General features: G+C 59.6%; 16 protein-coding genes. 6 read left to right on the plus strand and 10 right to left on the minus strand.

Annotation, left to right across the window (positions count from 1 at the left end; translation table 11 throughout):
* Positions 1-63: 63 nt before the first annotated feature.
* From Q669_RS11950 to Q669_RS11975, 6 genes are all read left to right on the plus strand, one after another.
* On the plus strand, positions 64-1,086 hold the full coding sequence (locus Q669_RS11950) for a hypothetical protein (RefSeq protein WP_022992431.1): 1,023 nt from the start codon (positions 64-66) through the stop codon (positions 1,084-1,086).
* A gap of 57 nt (positions 1,087-1,143) precedes the next feature.
* Positions 1,144-2,379: an MFS transporter gene (locus tag Q669_RS11955; protein WP_052000819.1), complete on the plus strand. Its 1,236-nt coding sequence runs from the start codon at positions 1,144-1,146 to the stop codon at positions 2,377-2,379.
* A 90-nt stretch (positions 2,380-2,469) separates the two neighbouring features.
* Positions 2,470-3,171, plus strand: a complete 702-nt coding sequence (locus Q669_RS11960; RefSeq protein WP_227501100.1) for a DUF3348 family protein — start codon at positions 2,470-2,472, stop codon at positions 3,169-3,171.
* Positions 3,168-5,240, plus strand: coding sequence for a DUF802 domain-containing protein (locus Q669_RS11965; protein ID WP_022992434.1), 2,073 nt, complete (start codon positions 3,168-3,170; stop codon positions 5,238-5,240). Before Q669_RS11960 ends, Q669_RS11965 begins: the two co-directional genes overlap by 4 nt.
* Positions 5,240-5,893: an OmpA family protein gene (locus tag Q669_RS11970; RefSeq protein ID WP_011786471.1), complete on the plus strand. Its 654-nt coding sequence runs from the start codon at positions 5,240-5,242 to the stop codon at positions 5,891-5,893. The genes Q669_RS11965 and Q669_RS11970 overlap by 1 nt, the downstream gene beginning before the upstream one ends.
* Positions 5,894-5,895: 2 nt before the next feature.
* Positions 5,896-6,510 (plus strand): DUF2894 domain-containing protein, encoded by a 615-nt coding sequence (locus Q669_RS11975; protein ID WP_022989741.1) that lies wholly within the window; start codon positions 5,896-5,898, stop codon positions 6,508-6,510.
* A 39-nt stretch (positions 6,511-6,549) separates the two neighbouring features.
* Here Q669_RS11975 and Q669_RS11980 read toward each other — a convergent pair whose 3' ends face one another.
* The 10 genes from Q669_RS11980 to tkt form a co-directional block, all read right to left on the minus strand.
* Entirely contained in the window at positions 6,550-7,503 is a 954-nt protein-coding gene (locus Q669_RS11980) for a transglutaminase family protein (protein ID WP_014422409.1), read from the minus strand.
* A gap of 10 nt (positions 7,504-7,513) precedes the next feature.
* On the minus strand, positions 7,514-10,018 hold the full coding sequence (locus Q669_RS11985) for a circularly permuted type 2 ATP-grasp protein (RefSeq protein WP_022992435.1): 2,505 nt from the start codon (positions 10,016-10,018) through the stop codon (positions 7,514-7,516).
* Between the two features lie 89 nt (positions 10,019-10,107).
* Positions 10,108-13,410 carry a DUF2126 domain-containing protein gene (locus tag Q669_RS11990; RefSeq protein ID WP_022989739.1) on the minus strand — a complete coding sequence of 1,101 codons (3,303 nt, stop codon included), beginning with the start codon at positions 13,408-13,410 and terminating at the stop codon, positions 10,108-10,110.
* A 35-nt stretch (positions 13,411-13,445) separates the two neighbouring features.
* Positions 13,446-14,384 (minus strand): alpha-E domain-containing protein, encoded by a 939-nt coding sequence (locus tag Q669_RS11995; RefSeq protein WP_022992436.1) that lies wholly within the window; start codon positions 14,382-14,384, stop codon positions 13,446-13,448.
* Between the two features lies 1 nt (position 14,385).
* The gene (locus Q669_RS12000) at positions 14,386-15,846 is read right to left on the minus strand and encodes a circularly permuted type 2 ATP-grasp protein (RefSeq protein WP_022992437.1); all 1,461 of its coding nucleotides are present in this window, start codon (positions 15,844-15,846) and stop codon (positions 14,386-14,388) included.
* Positions 15,847-15,860: 14 nt separating this feature from the next.
* The gene (locus Q669_RS12005; RefSeq protein ID WP_022989737.1) at positions 15,861-16,922 is read right to left on the minus strand and encodes a putative zinc-binding metallopeptidase; all 1,062 of its coding nucleotides are present in this window, start codon (positions 16,920-16,922) and stop codon (positions 15,861-15,863) included.
* 229 nt (positions 16,923-17,151) lie between these two features.
* Entirely contained in the window at positions 17,152-18,216 is a 1,065-nt protein-coding gene (gene fba, locus Q669_RS12010; protein WP_011786479.1) for a class II fructose-bisphosphate aldolase, read from the minus strand.
* 222 nt (positions 18,217-18,438) lie between these two features.
* Positions 18,439-19,599: a phosphoglycerate kinase gene (locus Q669_RS12015; RefSeq protein ID WP_022992438.1), complete on the minus strand. Its 1,161-nt coding sequence runs from the start codon at positions 19,597-19,599 to the stop codon at positions 18,439-18,441.
* A 92-nt stretch (positions 19,600-19,691) separates the two neighbouring features.
* Complete coding sequence (locus Q669_RS12020) at positions 19,692-20,720, minus strand: type I glyceraldehyde-3-phosphate dehydrogenase (RefSeq protein WP_022992439.1); 1,029 nt, start codon at positions 20,718-20,720, stop codon at positions 19,692-19,694.
* On the minus strand, positions 20,720-22,720 hold the full coding sequence (tkt, locus tag Q669_RS12025) for a transketolase (protein ID WP_022992440.1): 2,001 nt from the start codon (positions 22,718-22,720) through the stop codon (positions 20,720-20,722). The genes Q669_RS12020 and tkt overlap by 1 nt, the downstream gene beginning before the upstream one ends.
* Positions 22,721-22,912: the final 192 nt, after the last annotated feature.

Raw genomic sequence — 22,912 nt, forward strand, 5'->3', positions numbered from 1 at the left:
AGGTGTCCCGGCCGAACGGCGGCCGGGACCGCATTCGGCAAAATCAATAGCAGGACCGCAGCAATGAAACCACTCAATTCCGTATTGGCGCTCGGTGCCCTGGCCTTAGTGATTGCGGGCGGTTTTCATTACTGGCCCGAGTCATCAGAGCCGGCGGCTATGCAAGCGCCCAATGGCTCCACCCCGTCGCGTGCGGCAGCGACGTCCGCCGCCGAGCCAACCCAAAGCGGCGACCAACGCGTTGTTGAACTGGCCGTTAAGTACCTGGAACTGTACGGCGACACCATCACCGAGCCGGCCACCCAGGCACGTCTGTATAACGAACGCCGAAACCTGTTGGCGCGTTATCCGGATTCCGGTGACGAGCTTTTCCAGTCCGCCATCACCACGGCCTTTCCGGAACTGGCCGACAGCATTTTCGCGTTATTGGCCAAGCTGGACCTTTACAACCGGTGGCTCGACAATCACGAGCTTCGTTTACAGGGGTTGCCGGACATGGAACGCTACGCCGAGCTCTGGCAGCAACGCGAAGCGATTTTCGGCCCCCTGGCAAGCCAGATCTGGGCCGAGGAGCAGAACCCGGTGGAAGCCAAATCGGACCAGTTCCAGCAGACTCTGGCGCGGCTGGACCAGGCCAACCAGATGCCACTGACCGAACTGGCTCACCAGCTACAGACCACCGCAGACGAACTCTATGGTGCCGATCTGGCCCGGCAACTGGCGGGTTCCGGTGCGACCGGCCACGCCCTGTTCTCCATGGACAGCGTTCAACAGCAACTCGCCAGCCTGCCTGCAGACAAACGCCAGCAAGCCATCAACGCTCTGCGCCGCCAGATAGGCTACTCCGAAGAGGCCGTTCGCCAGTTGGCCGAGGAAGACCAGCGCCGGGAGGAAAAATGGCAGAAAGGCAAAGCTTATATGGCCGAAAGACGCGCCCTGGAGAACCGCCTGAACGGCGATCAACTGGAGGCCGCGTTAACGGATCTTCGCCAGGAACATTTCGGGTTTTCTGCTCCGACCATCGAACGGGAAGAGGAAGAGGGCTTTTTCCGGTTTGAGCGCGAACGCCGCTACGGCTTGAATTAGCAAGCTAACGTCCATCCTCATAATCGCTTATAGCCGTTAGAGCACCCAATCCTGACAATGGCGGGCTTTCTCTTCCCTGATGGAATCAAGGAGATCAGATTGAGCGCCGCCACCCACAATCCCGATTCGGGCCTTCCGACCTGGCTGATCGTCTTTGCGCTGGCGATGGGCGGCTTTGGTATCGGTACCGGTGAATTCGCCATTATGGGATTAATGCCCAATGTTGCTCAGGATCTCGGCGTTTCTGAACCACAAGTAGGTCATCTTATCTCCACCTATGCGCTGGGCGTGGTGGTCGGTGCGCCCATTCTGGCCATTCTCGGCGCGCAACTGTTCCGGCGGCAGTTGCTCATACTACTGATGTCCTTCTACGCGCTGGGCAACCTGGCCAGTGCCCTGGCCAGCAATTACGAATCCCTGCTGGTTTTCCGGTTTATCGCCGGACTGCCCCATGGCGCCTACTTTGGTGTTGCGGCCCTCGTGGCAGCCTCACTGGTGCCGGTACACAAGCGGGCCAAGGCGGTGAGCCAGATCATGATGGGGCTGACTCTTGCACTGCTGATCGGCAATCCCCTGGCCACGGTAATGGGGCAATCCATGGACTGGCGCTATGCCTTTGGTTTTGTTGGCCTGGTGTCTTTACTCACCGCGGTGCTGGTAACCCTGTTCCTGCCCAAAAATCCTCAGGAACAAAGGCACAGCCCGTTAAGCGAAATCCGCGCCTTTAACAAACCACAAATCTGGTTTGCACTGGCCATTGGCGCTATCGGTTTCGCAGGCATGTTCGCTGTGTTCAGTTACCTTGCCCCGACACTGCTGGAAGTCACTCGAGTGGATGCTGCCTGGATTCCCGTGGCCCTGGTGGTATTCGGATTGGGCGGTTTTGTGGGCAACCTGCTTGGTGGCTGGTTGTTTGACCGGCTGCAATTCCGGGCCGTTGGCGTGATCCTGGTATTCAGCGCCATGATTCTGAGCGTCTTTCCTTCTGCCACAGGCTCATTGCCCGTCTTGCTCGTGGTCTGTTTCCTGACCGCTTTAATGGTGGCTCTGGGCCCGGCGCTGCAAACCCACCTGATGGATGTGGCAACCGGCGCCCAGACTCTGGCGGCTGCCTCCCATCACGCCGCATTCAATCTTGCCAATGCCCTGGGCCCATGGCTGGGCGGGATGGCCATTACCGCCGGCTTCGGCTGGCAGTCCACTGGCTACGTAGGAGCTGCAACCGCCGTAGCCGGGCTGATGATTTTCCTGGTTGCCTGGCGCCGGCCTGAGCCGGTGCCTGAGGCCAGATAGGCGCTCATTTCTCACGCTACAGTCATTATCATTCACTCCGCTTAGCCAGTAGAATAGCGAGCTTTGAACGCTACCTGTGCGGAAACCGGAGTGAAACCCCAGCCAATGCCCTCGCAACCTCTGGCAAATACTGGTCCCAGAGCCAGGCTATTGCGCCAACTGGATGATTCAGCGACAACGCTGGATGGCAGCCAGTTGCCCTGCTTTGCAGAGCGACTCAGCCGGCTGTTCGGTCTGGGCGACACCATGACCCTGGATGCGGCCATTGGTTATCGGGCGAAACAGCCAGGCACGCCTCAGGGCGCCGTGGTAGACCGGTTAACCGAGGAGCTGGCGACGATACGCAGGGCACTGGTTCAGCGTATTCGCGGGTTTGGCTCAGATCTGGAGTTTGATGGTGAACCCGAGCTTGAAGCCGCTCTCAATGCCTGGCTCGCACTCCAACGCAAAGTGGCGGCCAACAGCCGTCAGTTGCGGGACAAGGTTCGAAAATCGATGAAAGATCAGGGCCCGAAGCTGGCTCACCTGGCCGAATTGGACGCCGTGTTTGATCAAACGATGGCCGGGTATACCGCACAGTGTTTTTCCCATATTCCCAAGGTACTTGAACAACGATTCGAGCACCGAACGACCACCCCGGAGCAAAGCCCTACCCCGGCCACAACGGCCGACTGGTTCCACCGTTACTGCGAGGAAGCGCAGTCTTTGTTACTCGCTGAACTGGATGTTCGGCTGGAACCGGTTCTGGGTTTGCTGGAGGCTTGCCACAAAGAGGTTAACAACACCCCATGAGTAAACTGTTCTTTACCCTGGCGTTTGCCATCGGCCTGGCCGTGGTAGCCTGGATTGGTGCCGGATTTGTCGGTTCCGACCTGCTGGCGCTGGCGTTTACCGGCCTGATTGGCGCCGTTTACTGCCTCGGCTTTGGCGAACTGGTGAATTTCCGCCGACAAACCCGCGAACTGAGCGCACAGGTTCATCAGCTACCTGAAAGCCAGGAGCAGGTTAACCACTGGCTTGGCACACTGCCCGCCCCGATGCAGTTCCCGGTGCAACGGCGAATTGAGGGCCATGCCGCCGCATTACCCGGCCCGCAACTGACACCCTACCTGACCGGCCTGCTGGTGATGCTGGGCCTGCTGGGCACCTTTGCCGGCATGATTGTGACCCTTGGCGGCGCCGCCTCGGCCCTGGATAACAGTACCGAACTGAGCGCTATTCGCAGCGCACTGGCCGCACCGATTGCCGGTTTGAGTCTCGCCTTCGGCACCTCCATTGCCGGCGTGGCCGCCTCCGCCATGCTGGGGCTGGCCTCTACCCTGAGCCGCCGGGACCGGTTGCAGGCATCCCGCGCCCTGGATAGTGCGCTGCGAGACAAGCTGCATCATCTATCTACAGATCATCAACGCCACCAGGCGTTTCAGGCACTGGAAAGCCAGGCCAAAGCCCTGCCCGAAATGGCCTCGGCCATGGAACGCATGACGGCGCGCATGGAGCAACTTGGCCAGCAACTGGAACAGTCCCTGACTCACAACCAGCAGGAATTCCACAGCACGGTCGGCCGCCACTATCAGACCCTGGCCGACTCCGTAGCCAACTCCCTGACAACGGCATTGGATAACACTGCAAAGCAGGCGTCCGAGCGGATTGAGCCCATTGTTATCCAGGCCCTGGAGCAACTTCAGAAGGATGCTCACGGCCTGCAACAAAGCTGGGCAGACAATGCCCGTGAACAACTCACCGAATTGATCTCCGGGTTTCAGACAGTTACCACAGAGGCGGGCGAGCGCTGGCAGCAGAATCTGATTGCACAGCAGGCCCAGAACCAGGAGACGTTGGCGACCCTCTCAAAGCAGAACGAACAAAGCCAAAGCCAGTTGCAGGAACAACTCCACACCTGGATTGGCGCCATCAACGACCAGCACCAAACCTGGCTCAAGGAACAGCAGCAACACCTGGTACAGAGCTGTGAACGCCTGAACAATGCCGGAGCTGAGGTGTCGCAACACTGGCAGGCCGGTCTGGCCCGCCAGCAGACTCAAAGTGACGACATGCTGGCAGCATTCAATGAGGCGCTGACTCAATACCAAAGCCATTTCCAGACCAGCAGCACCGGGTTGATTGAGCAGCAACAGGCCGGGCTGGCAGAACTGGTCAGCACCGTTGGCGCTCAGCTCGATCAACTCCGGGAACAGGAAAGCGAACGAGCCCGGGCTGCAAACGAGCGAATGGAACAACTGGAAGCCACAGCAGCACGCCACCTGAGTGAACTGGGCACTGCACTGGAAGCGCCCATGACCCGCCTGATTGAGACCGCCTCGGAAACACCGAAGGCCGCCGCCGAGGTGATCCGACAGCTGCAGTCGGAAATCGCCCGCAACAGCGAGCGGGAAAACGAGCTGCTGGAGGAACGCCAGCGACTGGTTCAGGAACTGGACACCCTGCTGGAGAACCAGCGCAGCACCGCTGACAGTCAGCGGGAGGCGGTGGATACCCTGATCAGCGGCGCCGGCGAAACCCTGACCGGCATCAGCGAACGCTTCAACACCCTGATCCAGGAGCAGAGCCAGCAACTGGGCAAACTGGGCGACGACATTACTGGCAGCAGCCAGGAAGTCGGCGCCCTGAGCGATGCGTTCGTGCAGGCCATTGAGCTGTTCAGCCAGTCCAACCAGCAGGTCATCGCCGGCCTGGCGGATATCCAGGCAGCGCTGGACAAGGCCGGCACTCGACACGATGAGCAGCTGGCCTACTACGTCGCCCAGGCCCGCGAAGTGATTGATCTCAGCGTCAGTGCCCAGAAAGATGTGATTGATGCCGCTGCGGCGCTGCGCCGGGCAGAATCCAGCGAGGCCGGGTGATGGAACAGCTGGAAGGCGGCGAACAGCAATCGGCACCGGTCTGGGCTATTTTCTCGGACCTGATGGCGGCGCTGGTGGGTATTCTGGCGCTGATTCTTGTGTGGGTGATCGGCATTCAGCTGGAACTCAGCCAATCCCTGGCCGAGGAGATTGAGAAGCGGGAAGCCGAAGAACAGCGCCGGATGGCTCTGGAGCAAGCTCTCGAAGATCCGCTCACCAAAGGTCTGGTGACGTTCCGCGATGGCCGTATCGGCATCAGCGGGAACGTATTGTTCGAGCTGAATTCAGACCAGTTGCAGGCCGAAGGTGAAGAAGTGCTGGAATCACTGATTCGCCCGTTACAGGCCTACCTGGAACAGCACGATGAACTGCTGATGGTGAGCGGATTCACCGACGACTTGCCGATGCATCCGGGCAATCGTTATCAGGACAACTGGGGCCTGTCGGCCCAGCGGGCCCTGACGGTTACCCGAACCCTCACAGAGCTGGGCTTGCCCAATGACCGGGTATTCGCTGCCGCCTTTGGTCCTCACCACCCGGCCGTACCCAACGTCGATGCCGAATCCCGGGCCCAGAACCGGCGGGTGGAAATCAGTACCGTGCCACGGGCGCCTTCGTCGGCTGAGGATACTGAAACCGGGGAAGGTGATTGACCATGAGCGAAGCCCCCGGCCCCTCCTTGCTGGAAAGCTTGAGGCAAAACGGCGCCGATCAGAATGACCCGGTTCGGTTCCGCTATCTGGAGTCTTTCGAGCAGAGACTGCGCGCAAAGGGGCTGCATAAGGGAACGACGCACTGGCGGAAGCTGGAACAGGCGATATCGGACTATCAGGCTGGGCTGGACAGTGCCGGGCAGCGCGATGAGCCCACACCCGATGTCGGCGGCAATTCGCCTCTTTCCGGGTTGCTGAACCAGCTGAATGAAACCCCAGAGGCATCGGTTGAAGCGCCACAGTCGGTTCTGGAACAACGGGTGTTCGGGCAGTCGCCACAAGACCCGCCAAAGGCCCATCCAGCCTCAGCACCCAATAACCCGCGCCCCCTGAAAGCCATGATCAGAGCCCAGGCGAACCAGGGCCATCACGTTATTGCCGAGCGAATTCGACACGCCATTGAAAGCACACCGAAAGAAGCGGGACCGATGAACGCGCATCGGTTGGTAAGCCGGGCTATTGCTGAGATGCAGACGTTGTCACCGGAGTATCTGGCACGATTTGCTCGCTACACCGATACGTTGTTGACGTTGGAGCGGCTGGCGAGAAAGGGCTAGAAACGCTTTTGTTCCAGCCCTGGCAATGACGGCCTCAACTCAGGGAGAGAGTTCTTCCAGGTAGGTTTCTCCATCCCCGTATAGCGAGGCAAACTCCTCCTCCGGAACAACGGTCACGGCAATCTCCGGTTCATGGTCACCACCGCCCAGCAACACGCCCCGCATCGGCGTTATATCGGAGAAGTCTCGCCCCCAGCCGAGGGTAATGTGCTCCAGGTCGGGCCTCAGCGCGTTGGTGGGGTCCAACTCCAGCCAACCGAAATCCGGCACGAACACCGCTACCCAGGCATGGGTGGCATCGGCACCGACCAGCCGCTCCTTTCCTTCGGGCGGGTGAGTCAGGATATAACCACTCATGTAACGGGCCGCCAGTCCCACCGAACGCAGGCAGGCGATCATAATATGGGAGAAATCCTGGCAGACCCCACGACGGGCCTTGAACGCCTGCTCCACAGGGGTGAAGGTTTCGGTCGCCGTCGCATCGAAGCGGAAGTCGCGATGGATCATCCGCATCAGGGCATCCGCTGCTTCCACCAGGGGGCGTCCGGGGAAAAATGCCTCGCGTGCATAAGCGGCGTACTGGGAATCGATGGGTACGTTGGTGGACACAAACCGGAACGCCGTGGCTTCGAGATGTTCCGGCGAAAACGTCCTGTCCGCCCGATACCGCAGGCTGTCACGCACGCTTTCCCAGGGTACTTTTGCCGCAGTTGCCGACGGCTTCGGTCGATCGCGCAGCTCCACCCAGAACTCGCTGATGATCTCCAGATAGTCGTGATCACCAGTGAAATGAATCTTGGTAATCCGGTTGCCAAAGCAGTCCAGGAAGGAACGACGTGCCGATGGATCCGGTGAGATCGCCAGGTGATGCTCAAGATTCCTCTGCCAGGGCAGCGCCCGCGGAGTCAGCCTGAGCAGGTGATGAGACTCACCCACCACCTGGTCGTAGTGGTAGAGGGTCTCATGACGCACATGGTAACGGACAAATGTCATGACAGGCGCCTTAATCCGCTTTCACCGGCCGGTCGGAATACCGGGTGTGAATAAAACACTGCCGTTGGATTTCATCCGATACACGATAGGCTTCTGACCGGATATCACACAAGAGCTCTGCCAGAGCTCCGCAGGCCTGATCCGGATGCTTGCGCTCAAACGGGTGCAGATCCAACCCTTGTAAACGACGCAGGGAGTCGTTCAGATCCGGGGAAAACAGCTGTCCGGTTTTCTGACCCATTTCGGGTAAATCCTTCTGCAACTGGCGCAACTGGAACATCACAGAATGGGGGTTGCTCGCGTCGATCACAATGGTGTGAAGCACCCCCAGAAGCTCTGGTGTCCGGCGATATCGGGTCCGGTAGGTCACTTCCGAGTTTGCCACTTCCAGCAGCCACTCCAGCATGGCGTTGCGACTGAAACGGTCACTGAACAGCGGCACACAAATCAGGGTGCACAGATTGGCCAACCGCTCCAGGCGCCGCCCGATCACCAGAAAAACCCAACTGGCGTCCCGCGTAATGTCATCCATGGCAAATCCAGCCAGCGATATGCAATCCAGCAACACCAGATTCAACGCCCGGATTGATTGTTCTGGCGTCGCCGGCGCCGGACTGAGAGGTTTCCCGACCCGGTTGAGTGTGTGCCAGTTGTCTGTGGATAACCGATCCCGGACCTGGCTGGCATTGAACAGCAAGGCCTGGATGATCGACGCAATCGACCCCGGGGATTCCTGGTCACTTACTGCTCTCAGCAAAGCCTCGGGGAGGGGCTCGGGTACGGCATCTTTTTCCGGCTCAGGAAGGGTACCGAACTGCTCGGCCGCCTGCTGGAGCCCAAGCAGTGCCTCCTCACTGGCCTGATCATGCCCCGACAACCGGTTGAACGCCGCCCTCAGCAAGCGAGCCGTGCCTTCCGCCCGCTCAGAATGTCGGCCCATCCAGAACAGATTTTCGCCCACACGGGACGGCGTGTCCCGCTCGCCATCCAGCAGGTCGGAAACCTGCAACCGTTTCTTGATCAGCGATTTGGATGGCGCAGTGTAACGCGACTGTACCCAGGTATCCTTCGACAACCCGCCCCGCTGCATGGAGATGACCTCCACGCCCTCATCCATGGCGACACGGGTCAATCCACCGGGCATCACCCGCCAGCCGGAGGGCGTGGCCGCCGCGAACAGGCGCAGGCCAATAGACCGGGTTGCCAGCGGCTGGTTCTGATCACCCTTCCAGACCGGGGCCTGAGAAAGGTGAACCAACTCCTGCCCGACAAAAGCATGGGGGTGGGCACTCATCTTCTTGATGAGTGCGGTCCGTTCTGCCCCCTTCATCTGATAACCGAACACCGGCTCCATGCGCATACTCGCAAATGCCGGTTTGATGACCAGTTCATCGAGGTGCTCAATGACATAGTCCAACGCGGGTTTTTCACCACACCACCAAGAGGCCACGGATGGCATAGCCAGAGGTGAACCCAGCAGTTTTTTTGAAATCTCCGGCAGAAAACCGAACAGCGCCGCACTTTCAAGAACGCCGGAACCCAGGGCGTTTGCCATCAGCACTTTGCCGGCTCGCACAGCACCCAGCAAGCCGGGGATACCCAACACGGAATCGGCACGGAGTTCCAGCGGATCACAAAAGCCATCATCGAGCCGGCGATAGATGGCATGCACACGACGCAGGCCCTGAAGTGTTTTCAGGTAGACCGTGTCATCGCGCACGGTGAGATCCTGACCTTCCACCAGAGGTAAACCGAGGTAGCGGGCAAGAAATACATGTTCGAAATAGGTTTCGTTAAAACGGCCCGGTGTCAGAAGCACACACAACGCGGTCTCATTTCGCGCCGGAGACATGCTCGCAAGACTGTTCTGGAACCCCTGGAAGAATTCCGCCAGGTTGGTCACTGGCAGGTTGTGGAAGGGCGCGGGGAACGCCCGGGAGATGACCAACCGGTTTTGCAGGGCGTAACCCGCCCCCGAAGGGGCCTGGGTCCTGTCCGCCATCACCCACCAGCCGCCATCCGGCGCCCGCGCCAGATCCACCGCATAAAGGTGAAGGAAGCGGCCACTCACCGGCTGTATGCCCTGGCAGGGCCATTGAAAACCAGCCTGACCGTAAACCAGGGCCGGCGGCATCAAGCCCTCTTTGAGCAACGCCTGATCGCCATACAGATCGCCCAGAACGCTGTCCAGCAGTTCAGCTCGCTGGGCGACCGCTTTCGAGAGCCATTGCCACTCATCCGCGCCCAGAACCAGCGGCAGCAGATCGACTTCCCAGGGCCGGGTATCGCCACGGGGATCTTCGTAGACGTTGTAGGTTACCCCGTCTTCGGCAATCGCGCTGGAAACCGCCTGAGCCCTGAGATTGAGACCGGCGACCGACTCAAGGTTCAACTGTTGCAACAACGGCCGCCAATGGGGCTTTGGCCCGGAACCCAGGGAACCAAGCTCATCAAACCGATCCGGCACCGGATGGTACTGGCGGAGGATGTCCGTTACTGCGCGCTGCTTCGCCACCGTGAATTCGGGCTCCGTTAGTCAATGAGCTGGAAGCATAGCCGCTTTCCAGCCCCCTGAGCCAGTATCAAACGGTAAGTTCACACATGTTATTTGTGATACCGCAAATCCAGGGTGAACGGGAACTCCCGGTGCTCCGGCACCGGCCGCAGGGGTTGCTGGCCTGAGCTGTGTCCCATCCGGAAGAAACGCGCCATACGGCGGCCTTCAGCCTCGAACGAATTCACCGGCAGCGTCTCGAAATTCCGGCCACCGGGATGGGTCACGTGATACTCACACCCGCCCAGACTGCGTTCGTTCCAGGTGTCCACGATATCAAACACCAGCGGCCCATCCACCCCGATGGTCGGGTGCATGCACTGCGACGGCTGCCAGGCCCGGTAACGGACCCCGGCGACCGACTCGCCCACCATGCCGGTAGGCTGAAGTGGCAGAGGCACCTGATTACAGGTGATCTGGTAACGATCCGGCGCAGCACCGCGCACCCTCACCTGCAGACGCTCCAGGGAGGAATCCACATAACGGGCAGTGCCGCCGATTGCACCGTGCTCACCAGTGACGTGCCAGGGCTCCAGGGCCGAGCGCAGCTCAAGGGTGATGCCCTTGACCTTGTAGTCGCCGATCCGGGGGAACCGGAACTCGAAATGGGGCGCGAACCACTCGCTCTCCAGCGGGTAACCACGGGCCTTCATATCGTCGATCACATCTTCGAAATCCTGCCAGACATAGTGAGGCAGCAGGAACCGGTCGTGCAGTTCGGTGCCCCAGCGCACCAGCCCTGGCGGCTTGTAGGGTTGCTCCCAGAAGCGTGCCACCAGCGCGCGCAACAGCAGCTGCTGGGTCAGGCTCATGCGGGCATGGGGCGGCATCTCGAAGGCACGCAGCTCCAGCAAACCGTGACGCCCGCCCGGACCGTCCGGGGAATAGAGCTTGTCGATACAGAACTCGGCCCGGTGGGTGTTGCCGGTGACATCGGTGAGCAGGTCCCGGAGCAAGCGGTCCACCATCCAGGGCGCGATTTTCTTGCCCACCGGGCATAACCGCTCCATCTCCTTGAAGGCCAGCTCCATTTCGAACACGTGGTCATTGCGGGCCTCGTCAATCCTGGGGGCCTGGGAACTGGGGCCAATGAACAGGCCGGAGAACAGGTAGGACAGACTGGGATGGTTGTGCCAGTAGCTGATCAGGCTGCGCAACAGATCCGGGCGCCGCAGGAACGGAGAGTCCTCGGCCTTTTGCGAACCCAGCACAAAATGGTTACCGCCACCGGTACCGGTATGACGGCCGTCCATCATGAACTTCTCAGACGTAAGCCGGCATTCGTAGGCGTCTGCATAGAGCGTCTCGGTCTGCTCTACCAATTCGTCCCAGGTCTTGACCGGCTGCACATTCACTTCGATCACCCCCGGATCCGGCGTAATCCGGAAATGACTCAACCGTGGGTCGGAAGCTGGCTCATAGCCTTCCAGCAAGACCGGTTGTTTGAGCTCTGCGGCGGTTTTCTCGATGGCAGAGACCAGCACAAGATAGGGTTCCAGCTCCGCCAGCGGCGGCATGAAAACGCGAAGGATGCCCTCCCGGGGCTCAACACACAGGGCCGTGCGGACAATCTCGGGGGCCGACTTGCCTTTTGCCGGCGGCTTCCGCTCAGAGGACGGCTGGCCAGACTGGCTTCGGCTGTTCCATTGACGGATCTGCTCACTGGCGGGCAACGGACCACGGGGGGCAAACGGGTCCTGCTCGTGTATCCAGGGGTAATCCGCTTCTTCCACCCAGGGCTGGCTGTCCAGCGGCAGTCGGTGGCCCATGGGTGAGCCGCCCGGAATCAGATAGCAGCGCTCGCTGCGCAGGAACCAGGGTCCGGTCTCCCAGGCCTTCTCCTTTTCGGAAACACGCAGTGGCAGCACGTAGCCGACGGGCTTATCCAGCCCCCGGCTGAAAATTTGCTGAAGCTGCTTCCGTTCCAGGGCATTGTCGAGCCTGGCATCGAAGGGATCGACGTTGACCGGCAGCCGTCGTTCCCGCCACAGGTAATAAAAGGCATCCTCGAACCCAGGGAACAGGTGCTTTTCATCGACACCCAGTTCCCTCGCCAGGGCCCCCAAAAACCGGTGAGCATCTTCCGGGCTTGCCTTACCTTCAGTACGCTCGTCCGCCAGCCACCGTTCATCCTGCCAGATTGGTTCACCATCCTTGCGCCAGAAACAGTTCAGGGACCACCGTGGCAGCGGCTCGCCCGGGTACCACTTGCCCTGGCCAAAGTGCACCAGCCCACCGGCTCCATACCGGTCCCGCATCCGATGGTAGAGCTCGATGGCCTTTTTCCGCTTGGTGGGGCCCATGGCCTCGGTGTTCCACTCCGGCTCATCACGGTCGTGATTGGCCACGAAGGTGGGTTCACCGCCCTGGGTCAAGCGCACATCCAGCTCGGTCAGGCGTTCGTCCACCTCATGCCCCAGATCCACAATGCGTTGCCACTGCTCCTCGGTGTAGGGTTTGGTCACCCGCGGCGCCTCCCAGATGCGCTGGACGCCCATCTGATGCTCGAACTCTACGTCACATTCCTCCACCATGCCGGTGATGGGAGCCGCAGAGGACGGATCAGGGCTACAGGCCAGGGGAATATGCCCTTCTCCGGCAAACAGACCGGAGGTGGGGTCCAGCCCCACCCAACCCGCGCCAGGCAGAAAGACCTCGCACCAGGCGTGCAGATCGGTGAAGTCTTCCTCGGTGCCCGAGGGTCCGTCCAGGGCTTTCTGGTCCGCCTTGAGCTGAATCAGGTAGCCGGAGACGAACCGCGCTGCCAGGCCGAGGTGCCGAAGCGTCTGAACCAGCAACCAGGTCGAATCCCGACAGGATCCAGACCCTTTTTTCAGGGTCTCTTCCGGCGTCTGGACACCCGGCTCCATCCGGATCAGATAATCGATCCGATCAGCAACACGCTGATTCACACCCACCAGAAAATCGACACTGGGGGTTTCCTTGCGGTCTATAGCGGCCATCCACTTCCGGAATTCCGGTGTTTCCGGCAGTTTCTGCAAGTAAGGCGCCAGCTCCGCCGTCTGCCATTCCTCATAGTCGAAGGGAATGGTCTCCGCCCGGGGTTCCAGAAAGAAATCGAACGGGTTGATCACGGCCATCTCGGCAACCAGGTCCACCGTGATCTTCAACTCGTCAGTTTTTTCCGGAAACACCAGCCGGGCCAGATAGTTGGCCTGCGGGTCCTGTTGCCAGTTCAGGAAGTAACCTTCGGGCTCAACCCTCAGCGAGTAACTGAGAATACGGGTTCGCGCATGTGGACAGGGTCGCAAACGAACAATCTGAGGGCCCAGGGTGATCGGGCGCTCGTAGCGATAATGGGTGGTATGACTCAGGGCAACGTGAATCGACATGGAACCTATCTCGCACGGGAATAGTGTTGGGAGTTTCAGACTGTCTCGTAGACAGGAAACCAGGTCTCTGCAATGTCGTCGTGAAGCTCACCGATCTCCAGCTGCAGGTTCTCCAGAAACAGGATCACATCCTCCTTGCGGATTAACGCATCCACGTCGCCTTCACGGGTATGACGGACTGCCTGCAGTGCCGTGCGCAGCGGAATTTCGTTCCTGGGCAGGCGACTGAGGGCACCGGCCACTTCGCTGAGACTGTGCAGCACCGAGCGCGGGAAGGGTTCGTTCTGCAACAGGAAGCGAATCACCAGAGGCCCACTGACCTTGCGTCGCACGTTGTGACGGTACATCTGGAAGGCACTCTGGTAGCGCAGAACGCTGGTCCACAAGAGCCCGCCGTAGGTTTCGGTGCCATCCCAGCCATCGAGGAACTGTAAGGCACCCACCTCAATCTGTCGCGTGGCCATGTCTGCCCGCTCAAGGTTGCGCCCGACCCGGATGAAGTCGTAGCCCTCGTCATGACTCATACACCCAGCCAGCAGGCCGTTGAGCATCTGGCAGCGGCCAACGATTTCGTTCAGGAATTCGTATCTCGCCCGTTTACCTATCCCCTGATCCATGTGCTCCTGGATGTATCGATAAAGCTCATTGATGACTTCCCAGGCGTCGGTCGGCACCTGATCCCGTGTGGTACGCACATTCTCCCGGGCGGCCTTGATGCAGGAAGCAATGGAACTCGGGTTGTAGCTGTCTGCCATCAGAAACTTCACACAATTGCGCTCATCTGCTTTCTGATGGTGCTGATCGAACAGGGCTTCCATGCCGGTAACCGCTACCAGGCTCTTCCAGGACAGCTGGGTTTCCCGCGGCATATCCAGCGCCAGGGAATTGAAAGCCATGATCATCCGGGCGCTGTTCTCGGCCCGTTCAAGGTATCGGGCCATCCAGTACAGTCTTTCCGCTACACGTGACAGCACATCAATTCTCCTCGTCCACGATCCAGGTATCCTTGCTTCCACCGCCCTGGGAAGAATTCACCACCAGGGAGCCCTTGCGCATCGCCACCCGCGTGAGCCCGCCGGCGGTAACGTAGGTTCGCACGCCCTGCAGCACGAAAGGCCGCAGATCCAGGTGCCTCGGCGCCAAACCCTCGTCGCACAGCGTGGGAGCGACCGACAGACTCAACGTGGGCTGGGCGATGTAGTTGCGTGGGTTCTTCTTGATCAGACGGGCAAATTCGGTGCGCTGCTTCTTGGTGGAATGCGGCCCCACCAGCATGCCGTAACCACCAGACTCGTTCGCCGGTTTGACCACCAGCTCGTCCAGGTGCTCGAGCACATACTCCTGGTCCTGTTTGTTCACGCACATATAGGTGGGCACGTTGGGGATGATCGGCTCCTCATCGAGGTAATAGCGGATCATGTCTGGCACAAAGGCGTAGATCACCTTGTCATCAGCCACACCGGCACCGGGCGCGTTGGCCAGGCCAACCTTGCCATTGCGCCAGGCTCGCATCAGGCCCGGCACGCCCAGGGTAGAGTCTGCCCGAAAGACTTCCGGGTCCAGAAAGTCGTCATCAATGCGCCGGTAGATCACGTCCACGCGCTCCAGGCCCTCTACTGTGCGCATGTACACGCAATCGTCTTCACCAACGACCAGATCAGCCCCCTCCACCAGCTCGGCCCCCATGCGCTGCGCCAGGAACGAGTGCTCGAAATAGGCCGAATTGAAAATCCCCGGGGTGAGTACCGCAATTCTTGGATGATCCTGGGGCCTTGGAGAAATCGACGCCAACATGTCGAACAGCTGGTTGGTGTAGTCATCCACCGGCAGGATACTGTTGTTGTCGAACAGTTCCGGGAACACCCGCTTGGTCAGTTGGCGATTTTCCAGCATGTAGGAAACACCGGAAGGAACCCGCAGGTTGTCCTCAAGAACATATACCTTTCCGTCCTTGTCTCTCACCAGATCCGATCCGCAGATGTGGGCCCAGACCCCCAGTGGCGGCGTAAAACCACGGCACTGCTCGCGGAAGTTCTTGGAGTTGGCGAACACGTACTTGGGAATGACCTTGTCTTTGACGATATTCTGGTCGTTGTAGATATCGTTAATGAACATGTTGAGGGCCGTCAGGCGCTGGGCCAGCCCTTGTTCAATGTTTTCCCACTCCCGGAGCGAGATCACCCGGGGAATGATATCGAAAGGCCAGGCCCGGTCGATATTCTCGCCCTCGCTGTAGATGGTGAAACTGATCCCCATCTCCAGTATCGCCAGTTCGGCAGCCTGCTGGCGCGCCTGGATCTCCTCGGACCCGAGATTGCCCAGGTAGTCGGTAATCGCCGTCGCGGCTCGTCTGGACTTCCCTTTGGCAGCGATCAGCTCATCGTAGAAGTCGTTGGGATCGTAGTTTTTCCAGTCAATCGCTTTGTTCTTTTTCATTCGGGATCCTTTCATTAACGTCCGTGAGCGATCTGGTGCACCAGACGGAGCTTCTCCACCACCGCAGGCGCCAGCACAAAGGGGTAGGCGTCGTCGTGCCCCATGCTTCGGTTCAGGCTGTTGAGCGCAAGCGTCAAAGGCAACCAATGCCTGATCAGCGCATCGAAATCGCCTGCCAGGTAGGGATCAAACGCCGGACCAGGTTCGTTGCTTGTTGTCGGGCTCTGTTGGGCGTGTAGCCGCAGGCCAAACTGCCAGGCCGTTTCCAATGCATCCACCATATGCAGATAGTGTGCCCAGGTCTCTGCCCAGTCCTCCCAGGCATGGCTGCCGGCATAGGCGCTGATGTATCGGCTTTGCCAGTCAGATGGCGGGCCGTATTGGTAATGCTGGTCCAGCGCTTGCCTGTAGTCTCTGGTCTCATCACCAAAAAGGTCCCGGAATTTGCCCAGCCACGGGCTACTCCGGACAAGCAGATCCCAGTAATAGTGTCCGGACTCATGGCGAAAATGCCCTAAAACAGTGCGATACGGCTCGGCCATCTGGTTGCGCATCCGCTCGCGTTCCACCGGGTCTGCTTCGGCGATGTTGATGGTAATGACGCCATTGGCATGGCCTGTCGTTACTTTTTTACGCTCGTCAAACATAGCCGGCTGATCGGCCAGAAAATCGAATGCCAGCCCAAGCTGATCTTCGTTCCGGGGTTCGCACGGGAGTCCCAGGCGCAAGACGGAATACACAAGCCGCCGTTTCTCTTTTTCGAGGCGACGCCAGAGATCATTGTTCTTCTCGATGCTGAGATCCGGAATGGTGCGATTGAGGCGACAGGCAACACAGAAGGTATGCGGATCGGTTTTGGGGATCAGCCAGTTACAGGCTCGCTGATTCTGATAGTTGTCACACAACCGGTAGAGATCACCACGTGCGACCGTCGCCCAGGTGTTATCGCCTTCCGGCTCGATCGCCAGCAAATCCATGACATCCGGGGCAAAGCCCAGGTCAGCTCCGCAATGGGTACAGCGACTGTTTTCAAAGTAAAGCAGGTTGGCACATCGACCGCAGTGGAACAGCTTCATTGGAAGGCATCCTTGGCCAATACCGGGAAAAGCACGCCTTCAAGTATTGGCCATCCACGCCAAAACGCAAAACTGCCGTTAAGCAATACCAACCTTCGGAGCGACAACTCTTGCCGTCGGCATCCTGTTCTTTGGTGCAGCGATAAGTGCGGGGATCAACATGGGGGAAGGGTTTTCAGATCACCCATCAGGAAAAAGCCCCCGGAGGTCGGGGGCTTCAAGGCGGGACTTACTTGACCTTGGGGTCCAGCTCGCCAGCCGCATAACGTTCGAACATCTGTTCGAGGTTCAGCGGCTTGATCTTGCTGGCCTGGCCGGCGCAGCCGAAGGCTTCGTAGCGGGCGACACAAATGTCGGTCATGGCAACCATGGTGGCCTTGAGGAATTTGCGCGGGTCAAATTCCGCCGGGTTCTGGGCCATGAAGCGACGAACGGCGCCGGTAGAGGCCAGACGCAGGTCGGTGTCGATGTTGACCTTACGCACACCGTGCTTGATACCTTCGACGATTTCTTCCACCGGTACACCGTAGGTTTCCGGGATCTCGCCGCCGAATTCGTTGATCACTTTCAGCCACTCCTGAGGTACGGAGCTGGAGCCGTGCATGACCAGGTGGGTGTCCGGGATGCGGGCGTGGATCGCTTTGATCTGGTCGATGGCCAGGATGTCACCTGTAGGCGGACGGGTGAACTTGTAGGCGCCGTGGCTGGTGCCGATGGCGATAGCCAGTGCGTCGACCTGGGTTTTCTGCACGAAGTCAGCGGCTTCTTCGGGATCGGTCAGCATCTGGCTGTGGTCCAGGGTGCCTTCGGCGCCAATGCCGTCTTCTTCACCGGCCTGGCCGGTTTCGAGGGAGCCCAGGCAGCCCAGCTCACCTTCTACGGAGACACCACAGGCGTGGGCCATTTCAACGGTGCGACGGGTCACGTCGACGTTGTATTCGTAGCTGGTCGGGGTTTTGCCGTCTTCACCCAGGGAGCCATCCATCATCACGGAGCTGAAGCCAAGCTGGATGGAGCGCTGGCATACGGCCGGGCTGGTGCCGTGGTCCTGGTGCATAACCACGGGGATGTGCGGCCATTCTTCGATGGCGGCCAGGATCAGGTGGCGCAGGAAAGGCGCACCGGCGTATTTGCGGGCACCGGCGGAGGCCTGGACAATGACCGGGGAGTCGGTTTTGTCGGCGGCTTCCATGATGGCGCGCATTTGTTCGAGATTGTTTACGTTAAAGGCTGGCACACCGTAACCATGCTCGGCGGCGTGGTCCAGAAGTTGCCGCAGCGAAATCAGGGCCATGGGTTGTCTCCTTCGTTGACGTTTTGAGGTTTGAATTCTGTTCGTTTCAGGCTTTTGAGTCTGCTGCGGAGGGTGGGGTAGGTCTTTCGCGGAACCGCTACGAGCACATCCATGTGCGCTTCTCTCCGGCCATCCATGGCCTCCGAAATTCCGCGAAAGACCTACCCCACCCTCCTTGCGATTCTGGCCCTGTGCGGGTTTCTCTCAGAATCGCTTTGTTGATTACGCTCCGCGCTCTTCCAGAACGGCTACTGCCGGCAGGGTTTTGCCTTCCACGAATTCGAGGAACGCGCCGCCGCCGGTGGAGATGTAGGAAATCTTGTCAGCTACGCCGTATTTGTCAACGGCTGCGACGGTGTCGCCGCCGCCGGCCAGGGAGAAGGCGTCGCTTTCGGCGATGGCCTGGGCGAGTGCTTTGGTGCCGTTGCCGAACTGGTCGAATTCGAATACGCCAACCGGGCCGTTCCACAGGATGGTTTTGGCGTTTTTCAGCAGTTCAGCAAACTGGCCGGCGGTTTCCGGGCCTACGTCGAGGATCATGTCGTCGGCGCTGACGTCGGAGATGTTTTTCACGGTGGCGGTGGCGGTTTCGGCGAATTCGCTGGCGACCACTACGTCTACCGGCAGCGGGATTTCTACGCGGCTGGCGATGTCTTTGGCGGTGTCGACCAGGTCGTGTTCGCACAGGGACTTGCCTACCGGGTGGCCGGCTGCGGCCAGGAAGGTGTTGGCGATGCCGCCGCCGACGATGATCTGGTCACACACTTTTTCCAGGGCGTTGAGGACGTCCAGTTTGGTGGAGACTTTGGAGCCGCCAACGATGGCCACCACTGGCTTGGCCGGGTTGTCGAGGGCCTTGCCGAGGGCGTCGAGTTCGGCTGCCAGCAGAGGGCCGGCGCAGGCTTCGGGAGCGAACTTCGCCACACCGTGGGTGGAGGCCTGGGCGCGGTGGGCGGTGCCGAAGGCGTCCATCACGTAGACATCGCACAGGGCGGCGTATTGCTTGGCGAGGTCTTCGTTGTCTTTCTTTTCGCCCTTATTGAAGCGAACGTTTTCGAACAGTACGACTTCGCCGTCGGCCACTTCAACGCCGTCCAGGTAATCCTTGATCAGGCGGACTTCCTGGCCCAGCAGGGCGCCCAGGTGTTCGGCAACCGGTTTCATGGAGGAGGCTTCGTCGTACACGCCTTCTTCCGGGCGGCCCAGGTGGGACATCAACATGACTTTGGCACCGGCGTCTTTGGCGGCCTTGATGGTGGGCAGCGAGGCGCGGATGCGGGCGTCACTGGATACTTTGCCGTCTTTGACCGGGACGTTCAGGTCTTCACGAATCAGAACCCGCTTGCCGGCGAGGTTCAGGTCAGTCATTTTCTTGATGGCCATAATCAGGTTCCGTAGTTATGGGTTCAAAGGTGCAAATTCTAAGCCTAAGGCTGGAGCCTGACTCCCTTCGGGATCAGCCCCCACAATATTCTTCAGGTTTTGCTCAACCAGGTTCTGCTGACATCCAGCATGCGATTGGCAAAGCCCCACTCGTTGTCAAACCAGCACAACACTTTCACCATGGTGCCGCCGGTGACTCGGGTCTGCCCGCCATCGACCACGCCGGAATGGAAATCATGGTTGAAGTCAGAACTGGCCAGCAGTTCATCGGTATAGCCGAGGATACCCTTCAATGAGCCAGCGGATGCACCGCACAGCAACTGATTCACTGTGGCTATGTCGGTCGGCTCACGCACGTTAACCACCATGTCTATAGCAGAGACATTCAGCGTTGGCACGCGCATGGCAACCGAGCTGAAACGGCCTTCCATATGAGGCAACAAACGCTCGATACCGCGGGCCAGGCCAGTGTCCACGGGCACAATATTGTGCAGGGCACTTCGGGTACGGCGCAGGTCCTGATGGTGGTAGGCATCGATGACCGGCTGGTCGTTCATGGCGGCGTGAATCGTCGTGGTGCTGCCCTGCTCTACGCCAAAGGCATCGTCCAGGACCTTGATGACCGGTACCAGGCAGTTGGTGGTGCAGGAGCCGGCAGCTACGATCACGTCCTGACCGTTCAGGTCCCCGTCGTTAATGCCGAAGACCACCGTGCGGTCGACATCCGGATCGCCCGGCTGGGAAAACAGCAGGCGCTGGGCACCGGCTTCAATATGCTTTTCCGCCGTGGCCCGGTCAGAATAGGCGCCGGAGCATTCCAGCACCAGATCCACATCCAGCAGTCGCCAGGGCAGTTCCTCGGGTTCAGGATGACGCAATACGCGGATGCGGTCGCCGTTCACAACCAGGTTATCGCCATCCACGGCCACCTCACCGTGAAACCGCCCGTGGGTGGAGTCGTATTTGGTGAGGTGGGCTATGGTGTCGATATCCGACAACTCGTTGATCGCGACCACCTGCAGATGGTCGCGATAGCCGTTTTCATAAAGGGCCCGCAACACGCACTGGCCGATGCGGCCGTACCCGTTGATGGCAATTCGAAACGGCGTTGCGTTGGTCATCAGGCGTCCAGCAGTTCGTCAGCCACTTCCAGGATGTTGTCGACAGTAAAGCCGAACTCCTTGAACAACTCACCGGCCGGCGCAGATTCACCAAAGGTGGTCATGCCAACGATGCGACCGTCCAGGCCCACGTACTTGTACCAGTAGTCCGCAATGCTCGCTTCAATGGCGACGCGGTTGGTGACTTCCAGCGGCAGCACCTGCTGCTTGTACTCGGCGCTCTGGGCATCGAATACGTCGGTAGACGGCATGGATACAACACGCACCGCTTTACCCTGCTCTCGCAGCTTGGCTGCAGCCTCCTGGGCCAGGCCCACTTCACCGCCAGTGGCGATCAGGATCAGCTCCGGCGTGCCTTCGCTGTCCGACAGGACATAACCACCCTTGGCCACATTCGCCAGCTGTTCGGCATCACGCTGCTGGTGCGGCAGTCCCTGACGGGAGAAGACCATGGCCGTCGGGCCATCCTTGCGCTCCAGGGCCGCTTTCCAGGCCACCGCAGACTCCACGGTGTCGGCCGGGCGCCAGGTGCTCATGTTCGGGGTGGTGCGCAGGCTGGCCAGCTGTTCGATAGGCTGGTGGGTCGGGCCATCTTCACCCAGACCGATGGAATCGTGGGTAAAGACAAAGATCGAGCGCTGCTTCATCAGTGCGGCCATGCGCACGGCATTACGGCAGTATTCCATGAAGATCAGGAAGGTGGCGCCGTAGGGCACGAAGCCGCCGTGCAAAGCGATACCGTTCATGATGGCCGCCATGCCGAATTCGCGCACACCGTAATAGATGTAGTTGCCGGAGGCGTCTTCCTTGGTCACGCCTTTACAGCCTGACCAGATAGTCAGGTTGGAACCGGCCAGGTCGGCAGAGCCACCCATCAGTTCCGGCAGTAGCGGGCCGTAGGCGTTCAGGGAATTCTGGGACGCCTTACGGGAGGCAACGGTCTCGCCCTTGTCCTGGCATTCCTGGATATAGGCCTGGGCTTTTTCGGCGAAGTCTGCCGGCAGGTCACCCGCCATGCGGCGTTTGAACTCGGCGGCCAGTTCCGGCTCGGCCTTCTCATAGGCCGCAAATTTCTCTTCCCAGGCACTCTGTGCAGCCTGGCCTTTTTCTTTGGCATCCCACGCGGCGTAGATCTCGGACGGCACCTCGAACGGGCCGTGCTGCCAGCCCAGGGCTTCGCGGGTCAGAGCGATTTCATCGTCACCCAGCGGGGCACCGTGACACTCTTCCTTGCCCTGCTTGTTGGGGGAACCGAAGCCGATAATGGTCTTGCAGCAAATAATGGTGGGCTGTGCGGTGTTGGCACGGGCAGCTTCAATGGCCGCACGGATGGCATCGGAATCGTGACCATCAACATTTGGGATAACCTGCCAGCCGTAGGACTCGAAACGCTTGGGCGTGTCGTCGGTGAACCAGCCCTCTACTTCTCCATCAATGGAGATGCCGTTGTCATCATAGAAGAACACCAGTTTACCCAGGCCCAGGGTGCCGGCCAGAGAGGCGACTTCGTGGGAGATACCTTCCATCAGGCAGCCGTCGCCCAGGAACGCATAGGTGTAGTGGTCAACAATGTCGTGGCCCGGACGGTTGAACTGAGCAGCCAGTGCCTTCTCTGCGAGCGCGAAGCCAACAGCATTGGCGATGCCCTGCCCCAGCGGGCCGGTGGTGGTCTCGATGCCCGGGGTATAACCGAATTCCGGATGGCCCGGTGTTTTGGAGTGCAGCTGACGGAAGTTCTTCAGGTCATCAATGCTGACGTCGTACCCGCTCAGGTGCAGCAGGGAATACTGCAGCATGGAGCCATGGCCGTTAGACAGCACGAAGCGGTCACGGTTGGCCCAATGCGGGTTGGCCGGGTTGTGGCTGAGGTAATCGTTCCACAGCACCTCGGCGATATCCGCCATACCCATGGGCGCACCCGGGTGGCCGGATTTGGCTTTCTGAACCGCATCCATGCTCAGCGCGCGAATGGCGTTGGCGAGATCTTTACGGGACGGCATTGACAATTCTCCAGTGTTTTTCAGGAAAAGACTTCAAGCTGCAAATACTGCTCAAAAAGAAGGCGCGTATTTTCGCCGATTAGGGTATGCCGGGGCAAATCCATATGTAGTGGTTTTCCGATGAAGCCGGCACAAAATCACCAAACCGACTGATTTCACAGAACTCATAAATCTATATCAAAAAATTTTGAT

This window comes from Marinobacter sp. C1S70, from assembly GCF_000475355.1.
GTDB lineage: Bacteria > Pseudomonadota > Gammaproteobacteria > Pseudomonadales > Oleiphilaceae > Marinobacter > Marinobacter nauticus.